This window comes from Streptomyces kronopolitis, assembly GCF_014646275.1.
Lineage (GTDB): Bacteria > Actinomycetota > Actinomycetes > Streptomycetales > Streptomycetaceae > Streptomyces > Streptomyces kronopolitis.
Genome location: NZ_BMND01000016.1, coordinates 69,719 through 84,244, shown reverse-complemented (window position 1 = coordinate 84,244; position 14,526 = coordinate 69,719). Strand labels below are relative to the sequence as shown.

12 protein-coding genes are annotated in these 14,526 nt (G+C 72.5%); 4 read left to right on the top strand and 8 right to left on the bottom strand.

The features are described 5' to 3' along the window. The first annotated feature begins 5 nt into the window (after window positions 1-5). Complete coding sequence (locus IEY78_RS18650; RefSeq protein ID WP_229700039.1) at window positions 6-1,562, top strand: UvrD-helicase domain-containing protein; 1,557 nt, start codon at window positions 6-8, stop codon at window positions 1,560-1,562. 46 nt (window positions 1,563-1,608) lie between these two features. Next, window positions 1,609-1,923: a DUF6343 family protein gene (locus tag IEY78_RS18645; RefSeq protein WP_189099837.1), complete on the top strand. Its 315-nt coding sequence runs from the start codon at window positions 1,609-1,611 to the stop codon at window positions 1,921-1,923. Between the two features lie 364 nt (window positions 1,924-2,287). Here the strand turns inward: IEY78_RS18645 and IEY78_RS18640 are convergent, their stop codons facing one another. From IEY78_RS18640 to rpsA, 5 genes are all read right to left on the bottom strand, one after another. Then, the gene (locus IEY78_RS18640) at window positions 2,288-2,707 is read right to left on the bottom strand and encodes a tetratricopeptide repeat protein (protein WP_189099713.1); all 420 of its coding nucleotides are present in this window, start codon (window positions 2,705-2,707) and stop codon (window positions 2,288-2,290) included. 461 nt (window positions 2,708-3,168) lie between these two features. Next, a complete protein-coding gene (locus IEY78_RS18635) occupies window positions 3,169-3,600 on the bottom strand; it encodes a cupin domain-containing protein (protein ID WP_229700038.1) in 432 nt (143 codons plus the stop codon). Between the two features lie 24 nt (window positions 3,601-3,624). Next, complete coding sequence (gene coaE, locus IEY78_RS18630; protein WP_189099692.1) at window positions 3,625-4,215, bottom strand: dephospho-CoA kinase; 591 nt, start codon at window positions 4,213-4,215, stop codon at window positions 3,625-3,627. Window positions 4,216-4,414: 199 nt separating this feature from the next. Continuing rightward, window positions 4,415-5,368 carry a PAC2 family protein gene (locus IEY78_RS18625; protein ID WP_189099690.1) on the bottom strand — a complete coding sequence of 318 codons (954 nt, stop codon included), beginning with the start codon at window positions 5,366-5,368 and terminating at the stop codon, window positions 4,415-4,417. Between the two features lie 508 nt (window positions 5,369-5,876). After that, a complete protein-coding gene (gene rpsA / locus IEY78_RS18620; protein ID WP_159480333.1) occupies window positions 5,877-7,400 on the bottom strand; it encodes a 30S ribosomal protein S1 in 1,524 nt (507 codons plus the stop codon). Between the two features lie 381 nt (window positions 7,401-7,781). Between rpsA and IEY78_RS18615 the strand changes: the two genes are divergently transcribed. Both IEY78_RS18615 and hrpB read left to right on the top strand, forming a co-directional pair. Next, window positions 7,782-8,612, top strand: coding sequence for a class I SAM-dependent methyltransferase (locus IEY78_RS18615; protein WP_189099688.1), 831 nt, complete (start codon window positions 7,782-7,784; stop codon window positions 8,610-8,612). A 51-nt stretch (window positions 8,613-8,663) separates the two neighbouring features. Beyond that, window positions 8,664-11,237 carry an ATP-dependent helicase HrpB gene (hrpB, locus tag IEY78_RS18610; RefSeq protein WP_189099686.1) on the top strand — a complete coding sequence of 858 codons (2,574 nt, stop codon included), beginning with the start codon at window positions 8,664-8,666 and terminating at the stop codon, window positions 11,235-11,237. Here hrpB and pgfA read toward each other — a convergent pair. The 3 genes from pgfA to IEY78_RS18595 all read right to left on the bottom strand — a co-directional run bounded on the left by pgfA (window position 11,224) and on the right by IEY78_RS18595 (window position 14,454). After that, entirely contained in the window at window positions 11,224-12,195 is a 972-nt protein-coding gene (gene pgfA, locus IEY78_RS18605) for a cell envelope lipid trafficking protein PgfA (RefSeq protein ID WP_189099834.1), read from the bottom strand. The genes hrpB and pgfA overlap by 14 nt on opposite strands. A 98-nt stretch (window positions 12,196-12,293) precedes the next feature. Continuing rightward, complete coding sequence (locus IEY78_RS18600; RefSeq protein ID WP_189099684.1) at window positions 12,294-12,428, bottom strand: SPW_0924 family protein; 135 nt, start codon at window positions 12,426-12,428, stop codon at window positions 12,294-12,296. 217 nt (window positions 12,429-12,645) lie between these two features. Then, window positions 12,646-14,454, bottom strand: a complete 1,809-nt coding sequence (locus tag IEY78_RS18595) for a lytic transglycosylase domain-containing protein (RefSeq protein WP_189099683.1) — start codon at window positions 14,452-14,454, stop codon at window positions 12,646-12,648. Window positions 14,455-14,526 lie beyond the last annotated feature (72 nt).

The following is a 14,526-nucleotide window of genomic DNA, read 5'->3' as shown; positions in this document are numbered from 1 at the left end:
CCCCCATGAACACCCCCACGACCGAACAAGCCGCCGCGACAGAAGCTTTTTCAACCGGTGCACATCTGGTGATTCAGGCCGGCGCCGGGACAGGAAAGACCACCACCCTCGCCATGCTCGCCCGCACCGCGCGACGACAGGGCCGATCGGGCCGCTACATCGCCTTCAACAGAGCGGTCGCGCGCCATGCCGCCCGCTCCTTCCCCGCCAAGGTGCCCTGCGGGACCGCCCACGCCCTCGCCTACACGGCCGTGGGCAGAAGATTCCAGGCACGCATGAACTCACCTCGGCAAGCAGGCTGGCGCACCGGAGCGGCCCTGGGCATCGACGACGGCATGAGAGTGCGCCTCGGGGAACGCACCCTCACCAACAAGGCCCTCTCGCACACGGTGCTGCGCACCGTCACCCGCTTCTGCCAGTCGGCCGACCCGGAGGTGGCGTCACACCATGTCCCGCCCCTGCGCGGAGCCGAACCGGCCCCGCTGCACGCGTTCCTCGCCGAACTCGTCCTCCCCTACGCGCGCAAGGCCTGGGCCGATCTTCAGCGAGAAGACCACGGCGTCGTCCGCTTCGAGCACGACCACTACCTCAAGATGTGGGCACTGAGCGAGCCCGTCATCCCTGCGGACTTCCTGCTCCTGGACGAGGCGCAGGACACCAACCCGGTGGTGGAGCAGGTCGTCACGGCCCAGCGCGACCACGCACAGCTGGTGATGGTCGGGGACTCCGCCCAGGCCATCTACGGCTGGCGCGGCGCACGGGACGTCATGACGGGATTCGACGGGAGACAGCTCAGCCTCTCCCGCTCGTTCCGCTTCGGACCGGCGCTCGCCGCCGAGGCGAACCGCTGGCTCACGATCATCGAGGCGCCGCTCCGGCTCACAGGTGCGCCCGACCTGAAGACATACGTCCGCCAGGTCCGCGCGCCGGAGGCAATCCTGTGCCGGACGAATGCGAGGGCGATGGTGGAGGTGATACGGCAGCTGGCAGCGGGCCACCGCGTCGCACTGGCAGGCGGCGGCGAGGCACTCGGCGCCCTTGCCCGTGCGGCGCACGACCTCGAGGCCGGCCGCCGCACCGCACACCCCGAGCTGATGCTCTTCGAGACCTGGGGCGAGTTACACGAGTACGCGGAGTTCGACCCGGCCGGACGGGATCTGCTGCCGCTGGTGGAACTGGTCGACGAGCACGGCACACCGGCCCTGCTGCGCGCCCTCCAACAGCTCTCCCCCGAGGAGTCCGCCGAGGTCACCGTCTCGACGGCCCACCGGGCCAAGGGCCGCGAGTGGGCGAGCGTACGCATCGCGGACGACTTCACGGGCCCCGATGATCTCGACGAGCTCGGCGAGGACGGCACCCCGCTCCCGGGCCCGATCGACCTCGACGAAGCACGTCTGGCCTATGTCGCGGTGACCCGCGCCCGCTCACTGCTCGACGTCGGCGGGCTGTCCTGGATCAACGTCCACCCCGCCGGCGACCCACGCCCCGGCGACGGGGATGCCGCAGAGCAGGTGTCGGACAGCAGAGAGCAACCGACGAAAAGAGGCGCCGGAAAGTGGTGACTGACCGGTCGATCGGGAGGACCCTGGAGATGGGAGATGGGTGCTGATGCGTACGGGAAATGAGCCCCTGCAGGCACGCAGCCCGCTGAAAATACGGTGCGGGTTGGCACTGTGGGGATTGCTGTGGGCGATCGCCGGAGCCGTGGCCTTCATCGATGTCGGGCGGCCGGAATGGGCGGCAGCATGTGCGGCGCTGGCCGCGGTGGCGGCCGCGGACCTGATCATGGTGATCCGCCACATCCGCCAGGGACCGCACTATCAACCGGGCAAGGACATACCGCCTTACGCGCCCGATCGGGGCCGCAACGACGCGTTCGGCATACGGAACGCCGCCGGTCGTAGGCGGAACACCGGGCGATAGGGGGCGCCGGGCGGTAGGGGTGGCGCGGAGTGGCAGCGGCGGCCCACCAGCAGCAGGCGGAGCGGGTTGAGGCGGCCAGGTCAGATGGACGCCCTCGGGCCATAGCGAAGTGTCCGGTTCGGCTTCAGCTCGGCTCCACCGCGGCTGGGCCTTGAAGGCGCCCGGATCGGGGGGCCGGAGTCCAGTGCCCTGGTGACGACCAAGCCTTGGGGCCGAGGTATGCGGCCTGAGCCGCCCGGCTATCCCAGCCAGGCGGCTCCCAGAAACAGAGGAACACCAGAACGCCGACATCAGTCCCGCGCTGCCACTGACCGGGTACGCCTCGGCGGGGGCGGTGCGTTCGTCCCCAACCGTCTCGGTGCGGCTACTCCGGATCGCGGTCCGGGTCGTCGTGGTCCTGACCGGGTGCGCTATTGCCCGCCTCGGGTGCGAAACGGGCTGCCTCGATGAACTCCGGGCGCGGCTCCAGGGCGGCCGCCAGCCGGAAATGGCGCAGCGCCTCCTTGGAGCGATCGGCGCGCTCCAAGGTGCGGCCGAGGGCGAAGTGCGCGAAGGCATTGTCCGGTTCGCGTTCCAGCACGATCTGGAACTCAAGTTCCGCGGGACGCAATTGGGCGGCGAGGAAGAAGGCGCGGGCGCGCAACAGCCGGGCCGCTGTGTTCTCGGGGTGCGCGGTGATGACCGAGTCCAGCAACTGGATCGCGCCCCGCGGGTCACGGGCCGCCAACAGCTGCTCCGCAGCTCGGAAGTCGATCACATGCGTCTCGGGGCTGCTCTCGGGCACGGCCCGCTCCTCTCCGTCGCCGTCGGGACGCGCGTCAGCTCGGACCGTACGGCGCTACCTGGGGCACAACAATCCCCCCGGCCGCGGCATTCCCCGGCCGGCCCAGCCTCAACCGGACCGACAGGCAGCACGTGAGGCCAGAGCTATCCGGATGGAGAGTCCAGCCGAGGAGGGGTGGGGCGCGGAACGGGCCCGCAGGAGGAAGAGGTGGGGAGGTCGGGAGGTGGGAGGGCGGGGGGCGGGGGGCGGGGGGGGCGGGGGCCCCGGAGGCGGAGGCACCAGAGCAAACCCGAGCCCCACTCCGAACCAGCAGGCCAGCGCCCCGGTACCCGGCGCCCTCGCACCCGCCCCACACCCCGACGCTGCTCGCCCCTCGCCCCCGCCCTTCGCCCTTCGCCCTTCGCCCTTCGCCCTTCGCCCTTCGCCCTTCGCCCAGAGGCTGAACGCGGTACCGCTGCCCTCTACAAGCTGATGTGGTACGCCTTGCGCAACGTCTCGTGAACGGTCCACTGCGTGCGGTCGCCCTCGCGCAGGACGCAGGCGTCGCCGGGGCCCACTTCGAGCACCGGGCCGCCGTCGACCTCGATGGTGGCGCGCCCGCTGACGACCACGAACAGTTCGTTGGCCTCGGTGTCGGTGACCACTCCCGGGGTGATCTGCCAGATGCCCCGGATCTGCCGTCCGTCGGGGGACTCCCACAGCACCTTGCCCGTCACCACGGGCTCGCCGGAGACGATCTGGGCGGGGTCCAGCGGTTCCACTTCGAGTTCGTCATCCGCGAGAGCGGGGACGTTGACCACGAACGAGGCGGGGGCGGAGCCGGCGGCGGACAAGGGCTCGGAGGCGGTCGCGGTGCCGGGCGTCTGGGCGTCGAGATCGGAAGGAGCAGTCATGGCGGCGAGGGTACCGTCCCGCGTTCAGGAGCTCCGCAGCCGCTCCCACACCGCGCGGACCTGCGGTTCCAGCGCGTTCAGCGGTCCGTCGTTGTCGATCACGAGATCGGCGACCGCCAGCCGCTGTTCGCGGGTCGCCTGGGCCGCCATCCGAGAGATGGCCTCGTCCTCCGCCATTCCGCGCAGCCGCACCAAGCGGTCCAGCTGGGTCTGCGGGGCGGCGTCGACCACGACCACCAGGTCGTACAGCGGCGCCAGGCCGTTCTCGGTCAGCAGTGGGACGTCGTGCACGACCACCGCGTCCGGGCCTGCCGCTGCTTCGAGTTCGGCCGATCGTGCCCCCACCAGGGGATGCACGATCGCATTCAGTGCCTTGAGCTTCTGCGGGTCGGCGAAGACGATCCCGCCCAGCTTCGGCCGGTCGAGCGTGCCGTCCGGTGTGAGGACACCTTCCCCGAACTCTGCGACCACGGCCGCCAGTCCGGGCGTGCCCGGCTCGACGACCTCGCGTGCGATCTTGTCCGCGTCGACGATCACCGCGCCGTACGACGCCAGTAGTCGCGAGACCTCACTCTTGCCCGCGCCGATTCCGCCTGTCAGCCCCACCTTCACCATGGGCTCACGCTATACGGTCCGCCCGGCGGGCAGTAGCGCAGGAGGCGCCAGCCGGCCCCGGGCACGAAGGCCAACTCAAGCACCAGCCAGATCAGCCACCAGACACCACGCACCACGCACCACGCACCACGCACCACGCACCACGCACCCAGCGGATCCCGCCCCCTCCAGCCCCTCCCCCGTCACGCCCACGCCCGGTTCACGCCCCCGCCGCTCCGCCCTCGCCCTCCCGCTCCGCCAGGAAGCGTTCGAAGTCCCTGCCGATCTCGTCGGCCGAGGGGAGTTCGGCCGGCTCGGCCACCAGGCTGCCCCGGCTCTCCGCACCGGCCACCGCGTCGTACTGATGCTCCAGCCCGCTGACCAGGGCCACCAGTTCCTCGTCGCCCTCCGAGATCTGCCGCTCGATCTCCTCCTGCGTGCGCAGAGCCTCCGTGCGGAGCGAGTGTGCGGCGCCGGGCAGGACCAGCCCCGTCGCGGCCGTCACGGCCTCCAGCGCGGTCAGCGCGGCGTCCGGGTAGGCGGACCGGGCGATGTAGTGCGGCACATGAGCCGCCACGCCCAGCACATCGTGGCCGGCTTCGGCGAGCCGGAATTCGATCAGGGCCTCGGCGCTGCCGGGGACCTGTGCCTCGTCGAAGAAGGCGCTGTGACCGGGCATCAGGTCGGTGCGGTTGCCGTGCGGGGTGATGCCCACGGGGCGGGTGTGCGGGACGCCCATGGGGATACCGTGGAAGTTGACCGAGAGGCGCACGCCCAGGCGCTCCACGATGTCCTTCACCGCGCCCGCGAAACGTTCCCACTCCACGTCCGGTTCGGGGCCGGACAGCAGGAGGAAGGGGGCATCGGTGGTGTCCCGTACGAGCCGCAGTTCGATGCGCGGGGTCTCGTAGGCGGTCCAGCGGTTGCGCTCGAAGGTGAGCAGCGGGCGGCGGGCCCGGTAGTCGACGAGGCGGTCGTGGTCGAAACGGGCGACGACCTGTTGCGGCAGGCCGTCCAGCAGCCGTTCGACGATCTGGTCGCCGGTCTCGCCGGCGTCGATGTACCCGTCGAAGTGGTACAGCAGCACCAGTCCGGCGGAGTCCCTGGAGGCGATGGCCTCCACCTCCGCGAGCCCGTTCGGCTCCCATTCGTACAAACCCTGGGGATCCAACACAGTGACCGCTCCTCCTCGTTCTCATGGGCGGCAACGCATGATCAGGCAAAAGCATTCCCGATGCCCCGTAGCGAGGTCCTGCGCCCTCACGGACGGCCGGGCTCCCGTACCCGCCCCGGCCCGCTCACGCCTCGACAAACCGGCCCGGGCCCCCAACCCTCCGGCGTCGACACCGGGACTCCCCCACCCGCCCGGGTCCCACACGCCGGCACCCGCACCTCACGCCTACCCCGCCCCCCTCATCTCACCTTCAAAGCACTCCGCTTTCGGCCACTGAACTCCCCACCAAAAGCACAGAGTTCACCCACCACTCCCCTCCCTCCACTCCCTTCCACACACCACAGCACGACAGCACGACAGCACGACACCCCCCTCCCCCTCCACCCCCAGACCCGACGCAGAAGCCAAGACGCAGCAGCCCCGAACACACACCGCAAACACAACGAAGGCCCGCTCCCCCAAGAGGGAACGGGCCTTCGTCTATCGGCTAGTGCCTATCGGCAAGAGCTCAGCTCTGGCCGCCGGCCAGCTTCTCGCGGAGCGCGGCGAGGGCCTCGTCCGACGCCAGAGCGCCGGAGTTGTCCGCCGACTCCGAGGAGTAGGAGCCGCCGCCGCCACCGGCGTTGCCGCCGCCGGCCTGGCCGCCACCCTGCGCCGCCGGCGCCGCAGCACCCTCGGCCGCAGCCTGCTCGTCGGCCTCGCGGGACTTGATGACCTGAGCCTGGTGCTGCTCGAAGCGCTGCTGCGCCTCGGCGTACTGGTTCTCCCAGGCCTCGCGCTGGGTCTCGTAGCCCTCGAGCCAGTCGTTGGTCTCGGGGTCGAAGCCCTCGGGGTAGATGTAGTTGCCCTGGTCGTCGTAGGACGCGGCCATGCCGTACAGGGTCGGGTCGAACTCGACCGCCGACGGGTCGGCACCGAAGGACTCGTTGGCCTGCTTCAGCGAGAGGCTGATGCGGCGGCGCTCGAGGTCGATGTCGATGACCTTGACGAAGATCTCGTCGTTGACCTGGACGACCTGCTCCGGGATCTCGACGTGGCGCTCGGCCAGCTCGGAGATGTGGACCAGGCCCTCGATGCCCTCGTCGACGCGCACGAACGCACCGAAGGGAACGAGCTTGGTGACCTTACCCGGGACGACCTGACCGATCTGGTGGGTCCGGGCGAACTGCTGCCACGGGTCTTCCTGGGTCGCCTTGAGCGACAGGGACACGCGCTCGCGGTCCATGTCGACGTCGAGGACCTCGACCGTGACCTCCTGGCCGACCTCGACGACCTCGGAGGGGTGGTCGATGTGCTTCCAGGACAGCTCGGAGACGTGGACGAGACCGTCGACGCCGCCCAGGTCCACGAAGGCACCGAAGTTGACGATGGAGGAGACGACGCCGGAGCGCACCTGACCCTTCTGGAGGGTGGTGAGGAAGGTCTGGCGGACCTCGCTCTGGGTCTGCTCCAGCCAGGCACGGCGGGACAGGACCACGTTGTTGCGGTTCTTGTCCAGCTCGATGATCTTGGCCTCGAGCTCCTTGCCCACGTAGGGCTGGAGGTCGCGGACGCGGCGCATCTCGACCAGGGAGGCCGGGAGGAAGCCACGGAGGCCGATGTCGAGGATGAGACCACCCTTGACGACCTCGATGACGGTACCGGTGACGATCCCGTCCTCTTCCTTGATCTTCTCGATGGTGCCCCAGGCGCGCTCGTACTGGGCGCGCTTCTTCGAGAGGATCAGGCGGCCTTCCTTGTCCTCCTTCTGGAGGACGAGGGCCTCGATCTCGTCACCGACGGCGACGACCTCGTTGGGGTCGACGTCGTGCTTGATCGAGAGCTCGCGGCTCGGGATCACACCTTCGGTCTTGTAACCGATGTCGAGCAGGACCTCGTCCCGGTCGACCTTCACGATGACGCCGTCGACGATGTCGCCGTCGTTGAAGTACTTGATCGTCTCGTCGATCGCGGCGAGGAAGGCTTCCTCGTTACCGATGTCGTTGACCGCAACCTGCGGGGTGGTGGCGGTGGTCTCGGTGCTGCTCGTCATGTGGGTAAAGGCTCCGGTGCGGACATTGAAGTCGTAGGTACTGCTACGCCGAGAGCCTCTATCGCCTCTGCATAAGACCGGACAGTGTCAAAGCCGTATTCGCCGGACACCCGCAGATGCCGGAGCATCCAGGAAGCGACCCGAAACGCCTCAAAACCGAGGGGACATACATACAGATGCGAGCGCGGCCTGCTCCGTCTGAGGCGCGCAAGCCCGCAGCGCAACTTGTAGCATACGGGGGCAGCCGGACCCGGTCAATGCGCGAACGCGCACACCCGGGGCAGAACGCCCCATAACCGGCACACGCGATGTTCCGCGAGGTCGAACGGCCTCACAGTCCCTGCAGCGACAAGCAGAGCGAACACTACGACGACGGGCGCCATGAACCAAGAGCACGAGCCGGAGGCGACCCGCCGTGACGCCTCGGACACCGAGAGCAGCCGGGCCAGCCGGGGCTGGTGGGACAGCAACGCCGACGAGTACCAGAGCGAGCACGGGGCGTTCCTGGGGGACGACCGGTTCGTCTGGGGCCCCGAGGGGCTGGACGAGGCGGAGGCCGCGCTGCTCGGGCCGGCCGCCGAGCTGAAGGGGCGGCGGGTCCTGGAGATCGGGGCCGGCGCGGCGCAGTGCTCCCGCTGGCTGGCGGCGCAGGGCGCGCTCCCCGTGGCGCTGGACCTCTCCCACCGGCAGTTGCAGCATGCGCTGCGGATCGCCGGCGGGGTGTCGGAGGACGCGACCGCGCTGGTGGAGGCGGACGCCGGAGCGCTGCCGTTTCGCGACGGCAGTTTCGATCTCGCGTGTTCCGCCTACGGGGCGCTGCCGTTCGTGGCGGATCCGGTGCGGGTGCTGCGCGAGGTGCGGCGGGTGCTGCGGCCGGGCGGCCGGTTTGTGTTCTCCGTCTCGCACCCGATCCGCTGGGCCTTCCCGGACGAGCCGGGGCCCGAGGGGCTCTCGGTGGGGGCGTCCTACTTCGACCGCACGCCGTACGTGGAGCAGGACGAGGACGGGCGGGCCGTCTATGTGGAACACCACCGGACGCTGGGCGACCGGGTGCGGGACGTGGTGGCGGCCGGGTTCCGGCTGGAGGACCTCGTCGAACCGGAATGGCCGGGGTGGAACACCCAGGAGTGGGGTGGCTGGTCTCCGCTGCGGGGGCATCTGATCCCGGGGACGGCGATCTTCGTGTGCACGGCGGAGGCCGGGGGCCGTTAGGGCGCCGGGAGCGGCCGCCGGTGGTGGGGGCCGGGGCGGCAGACTGGGGGCGTGATCCGTCGTGACGTCCTCGCCCAGCTGCCCGTCAATACTGCGCTGCCCGCGTTGCGCGCCGCCCTGGACGGGCCCGGTGCCGCGGTGCTGTGCGCGCCGCCGGGCACCGGCAAGACGACGCTGGTGCCGCTGGATCTCGCGGGCCTGACGGGTGCGGGTCCGGTGCGGCGGGTGCTGGTGGCCGAGCCGCGCCGGATCGCGGCCCGGGCGGCGGCGCGCCGGATGGCCTGGCTGCTGGGTGAGAAGGCCGGTGAGCGGGTGGGGTTCACGGTGCGCGGTGAGCGGCGGGCCGGGCCCCGTACGGTCGTCGAGGTGGTGACGACCGGGGTGCTGTTGCAGCGGTTGCAGCGCGATCCGGAGCTGGCCGGGGTCGATGTGGTGGTTCTCGACGAGTGTCATGAGCGGCATCTGGACGCCGATACCTCCGCGGCCTTCCTGCTGGACGTGCGGGAGACGCTGCGGCCGGAGCTGGGGCTGGTGGCGGCGTCGGCGACGACGGATGCCGAGGGGTGGGCGCGGCTGCTGGGCGCGGGTGGGCGGGCGGCGCCGGTGGTCGAGGCGGCGGGCGTGTCGCATGCCGTGGAGGTGGTGTGGGCGCCGCCGGTGCGGCCGGTGCGGCCGTCGCACGGGATGCGGGTGGATCCGGCGCTGCTGACGCATGTGGCCGAGGTGGTGCGGCGGGCGCTCGGGGAGCAGGGGGGCGATGTGCTGTGTTTCCTGCCCGGGGTCGGGGAGATCGGGCGGGTCGCGGGGCAGCTGGCGGGGGTGGACGCCGAGGTGTTGCAGGTGCACGGGCGGGCGCCGGCCGAGGTGCAGGATGCCGTGCTGGCGGGCGGGGACGGTGTGCGGCGGGTGGTGCTGGCGACGTCGGTGGCGGAGTCGAGTCTGACGGTTCCGGGTGTGCGGGTGGTGGTGGACAGCGGGCTGGCGCGGGTGCCGCGGACGGATCATGCGCGGGGGCTGAGTGCGCTGGCGACCGTGCGGGCCTCGCGGGCGTCGTCGCGGCAGCGGGCCGGGCGGGCGGGGCGTGAGGCGCCGGGTGTGGTCTACCGCTGCTGGGCGGAGGGGGAGGACGGGCGGCTGCCGGCGTTCCCCGATCCGGAGATCCGGGTCGCCGATCTGACGGCTTTCGCGTTGCAGGCGGCGTGCTGGGGCGATCCGGGGGCGGGGGGTCTGGCGCTGCTGGACGCGCCGCCGGCCGGTGCGTTGGCGGCGGCGCGTGAGGTGCTGGCGGCGATCGGTGCGGTGGACGCGGAGGGGCGGGCGACCGATCGGGGGGTGCGGATGGCGCGGCTGGGGCTGCATCCGCGGCTGGCGCGGGCGCTGCTGGACGGTGCGGCGGAGGTGGGTGTGCGGCGTGCCGCGGAGGTGGTGGCCCTGCTGAGTGAGGAGCCGCCGCGGGCGTACGGGGACGATCTGGCGGCGGCGTGGCGTACCGCGCGCCGGGGCGGTGACGGGTATGCGGCGCGGTGGCGGCAGGAGGCGCGGCGGCTGGTGTCGGCGGCGGGTGAGCCGCGGGCCGGGGCGGGCGGGTCGGCGTCCGGTGACGGCGGCGGCCGGAGTGACGACGCGGTGGCCGGGTTCGTGGCGGCGCTGGCGTTTCCGGAGCGGGTGGCCCGGGCGCGCGGGGCCGGGGGTTTCCTCATGGCGTCGGGGACGGGGGCCGAGCTGGCGGGGGCGGGGCCGGGGTCGCGGGCCGGCGACGGGTCGGGGCTGCGGGACGCCCGGTGGCTGGCGGTCGCGGTGGCGGACCGGCCGGTGGCGGCGGTGTCGGCGCGGGTGCGGCTGGCGGCGGTGCTCGATGAGGAGACGGCGTGTGCGGCGGCGGGGGCGCTGTACTCCTCGGGTGAGGAGGTGGGCTGGTCGGGCGGTGACGTGGTGGCCAGGCGGGTGACCCGGCTGGGGGCGATCGAGCTGGCGTCGCGGCCGCTGGCCTCGCCCGGTGCCGAGTTGCTGCGGGAGGCGGTGGTGGCGGGGCTACGGCAGGAGGGGCCGGGGCTGCTGCGCTGGTCGGCGGGCGCGGTGTCGCTGCGGCAGCGGATGGCGTTCCTGCACCGGGAGTTGGGCGCGCCGTGGCCCGAGGTGTCGGATGCGGCGCTGCTGGAGCGGGTGGAGGAGTGGCTGGGGGCCGAGCTGGGGCGGGCGCGGCGGCGGGCGGATCTGGAGCGGATCGACGCGGGGCAGGCGCTGGCGCGGCTGCTGCCGTGGGCGAGCGGGGACGCGGCGCGGTTCGACGAGCTGGCGCCGGAGCGGATCGAGGTGCCGAGCGGGTCGCGGGTGCGGGTGGATTACGGGGGTGAGCAGCCGGTACTGGCGGTGAAGCTGCAGGAGTTGTTCGGCCGACAGGCGTCGCCGCGGGTGGCCGGCGGGCGGGTGCCGGTGCTGGTGCATCTGCTCTCGCCCGCGGGGCGTCCGGCGGCGGTGACGGCCGATCTGGCGTCGTTCTGGCGGGAGGGGTACCGGTCGGTGCGTGCGGAGTTGCGCGGCCGCTACCCCAAGCATCCGTGGCCGGAGGACCCCTCGACGGCGGAGCCGACGCGGCACACGACGGCGCGGCTCAAGCGGGGCTGAGCCGAGGGGCGGTGCGGGGCCGTCGACTGCGGGCCTCCAGGTGCAGGCTCAGGGCGAGGAGTACGGCGCCGAGGGCCAGGAGCCCCCAGGGGAGGTAGCGGGTGAGCAGCAGGACGAGGGTGCGCTGCGAGGTGACCAGGGAGACGGTGGCGTCGATGTAGTCGGCGCGCATCTTCACATGGCCGGCGAAGGCGGTGACGGTGCGGCCGCCGGGCAGCAGGTCGCCGCCGCGCAGCTCCTCCTTGTGGATCTCTTCGCCGTTGACGGGTGCGCCGGTGACGGGCTCGACCCAGAACATCCGCTTGGTGGTGTACCAGCGGGTGGTGCCCATCTTCGCGACGGCCTGCGGGGTGACGCCCTTGACCGGCATCTTCTTGGGGAAGGGCACCTTGGTCCAGGGGATGGTCTGTTCGAAGTAGTAGACCTCCAGGCCGCGGTAGGTGCGGGTGCCCTTGTAGTGGATGGGGGCGGAGGTGCGGGTCTGGGCGTCGAAGTAGGCGTAGTCGCGTTTCTCGGTGAGGAACGGCCATTTGTATTCGATGCCCTCGCGGCGGACCGGGTCGCCGTCGACCGATTCGCCGGTGGCGTGCACGGGTTCCTGGGTGTGCGCGTCGAAGAGGTAGCGCTCGGGGATCTCGGAGACCATTTTCCCGTCGGGGCCGGCGACGTAGGACAGGGTGTCCCAGACGACGACGTCGCGGCCGGCGGACTGCTCGATCCGGTCGGAGGCGGCGACGTTGCCCTTGAGGGTCTGCACGATGGTGACCCGGGGGACCTTTTCGGCTTTCATCGTCCCGTAGTCGATGAGGGTGGCGGGCTTCGCCTCCAGGACCATGTCCTGGTACTGGCCGGGCGGGATCTTGGCGAGCCGGGGGAAGGCGTACCAGCGCATCAGCGGGGACAGCGCGGTGCAGAAGACGGCGAGGGCGAGCAGGACCAGGCTTACCGTGCGGCGCATGCCGCGTGCCGCCCGGCGCCGACCGGGGGTGTCGGCCGGGGGTGCGGGGGGTGTGGCGCGGGTGGGGTCGGTGCGGGGCATGGCGGCGTCCCTCCCTCTCAGGGGTGCGCGGGGACGGTGGTCAGCAGCGGCTTGGGGGAGGTCGTGCCGCCGGGATCGCCGGCCGCCGTGAGGGCGAGGACGAGGGCGAACGCCGCGGCCAGTCCGATCGCGGCTGCTGTGAGGGCGCGCATGGCCGGCCTCCCGGGGATCTGATGCGGCGTCAGGCGGGGGCACCGTAGCAACGGGCGGCCGAGATGAGAACACGTGGCGCCGCCGTCCTGCCCTGGACGGAGGGCAGGACGGCGGCGGGGCGGGCGCGGTCACCGGGTCCGGCGCCAACCGGCCGCCATGGACGGGCGGTTGGCGCGGCGCGTTCCGGCCGTGGCGCCCGGGTCGGGGCGGGCGGGGTCAGGACCGGGCCGGGGCGACCTTCAGCTTGACGGTGAGCACGGCGCCGTCGGCGGTGGTCAGCCGCAGCAGGAAGGTGCCCGGGTGGCTGTCGGTGTAGATCTTCGGGAGCTTCAGCAGGCCCTGGTCGTCGGTGGTGAGGCCGGTGAGGGTGCGGACCGGGTCGTCCTGGTCGCCGCCGGTGGCCTCGGGGTCCTTGAAGTAGGGGCCCTTGTCGTTCTCGACGGGGTGGTCCGGGTCGTCGGTGACCATGGTCGCGGTGACCGGCACCCCCGCCGCGAGCCGGCCGCGGTAGGTCGCCTTGATCTCGACCGCGTCCTCGGCGAAGGGCTTGCCGGCGGTGGCCGTCAGCGGCTTGTCCGAGGTGCGGGTGAGCGTGTCGGCCTTCGGGGTGGGCTTGGCCTTGACGGTGGCGCCGAAGTCGACGGCGGGGGCGGCGCGGCCCACCGCGGTGGCGCGGACGGTGAAGGTGGTGGCCTTGTCGCCCGCGCGCAGGGCGGGGGCGGTGGCCAGGCCGTCCTTGCCGGTGGTGACGGTGGCGGTGGTGCGGTCGCCCGGGAAGCGGGCGCCGGCGGCGGCGGGGAGGGTGAAGCGGACGGGGGCGCCGGCGACCGGCTTGCCCGCCGCGTCCTCGGCGCGGACGGCCGGTGCGGCGGGGAACTCGTCGCCGGCGGTGGCGGTCAGGTCCTCGTCGCCGACGCGGGTGAGGGCGGTGAGGCGGGGTTCGGCGGGCGGCTTGGGAGTGGGGGTGGGGGTCGGCTCGTGGGTGGGGGTGCCGGTGCCGCCGCCCGGTGCGGGGTCGGTGCCGCCGGGCTTGCCGGGGTGGTGCTGCCCCTTGCCGGGCTCGTGGTGCCCGGTGCCGGATCCGCCGGGCCGCCGGTCCTTGTCCGGTGCGCCGCCGGGGCCGCGGCCCGTGGGGGCGCCGCCGGTCCGGGTGTCGCGGTCGTCGGCGGCGGTGCGGGGCTCGCGCCGGCGTTCGGGCAGGACGCCGCTGCCGTCGGGGATCTCGTGGGTGCCGTGGCGGTAGAACTCGTACCAGGACAGCACGGTGCGCAGATAGGCGTCGGAGTTGTTGTAGCCGAGGATCGCGTGGTCCAGATCGCCCTGGTCCGCCAGGTCGCGGCCGCCGGCGCAGAGGTAGCGGCCGGCGGCGAGCGCCGCGTCGTAGACGTTGTTGGGGTCCTTCTTGCCGTCGCCGTTGCCGTCGGCGCCCCAGCCGGTGTGGTCGGGGCCGCCCTGCGACCAGGTGGACGGGATGAACTGCATCGGGCCCACGGCGCGGTCGTGGGTGACGTCGCCGTCGTAGCGGCCGCCGTCGGTGTCGCTGATCAGCGCGAAGCCGTGGCCGTTGAGCTGCGGGCCGAGTATCGGCTGGAGGGTGGTCCCCTCGGCGTCGACCGCTCCGCCGCGCGCCTGGCCGGATTCGACCTTGCCGATGCCGGCGAGCAGCTGCCAGGGCAGCCGGCAACCCGGGTCGGAGCCCTCGATGGCCGACTCGGCCTTCTTGTACGCGGCCAGGACGGTGGCGGGGAGGCCGGCCTCGGCGGGGCCCGCGGGGCTGCCGGGGTGCGCGCCGGTGCGGTGCGAACCGCGGGGCGGTACCGGGCTGTTGAGGGGCGGCAGGTCGGTGTAGTACGTCGTGCCGCCGTCGATGGGGGTGTCGGCCGGGGGCGGGGGCGGCTGCTTTCTGGCGGCCGCTGCTTCCGCGGCGCCGGGCGCCTGAGAGGCCGTCAGGGCGGCGAGCACCAGGGCCGCCACGGCCGTCGAGGCCGCTCCCCTGTGGAGCCGCCGTCGGAATGTGGCTGACATACGTGGTCCCCTCCGCGTTGCCCTACCGCGCTCCTGACGCGGCGTCGCGCTCCCCGGCGCTCCAACTCAGGC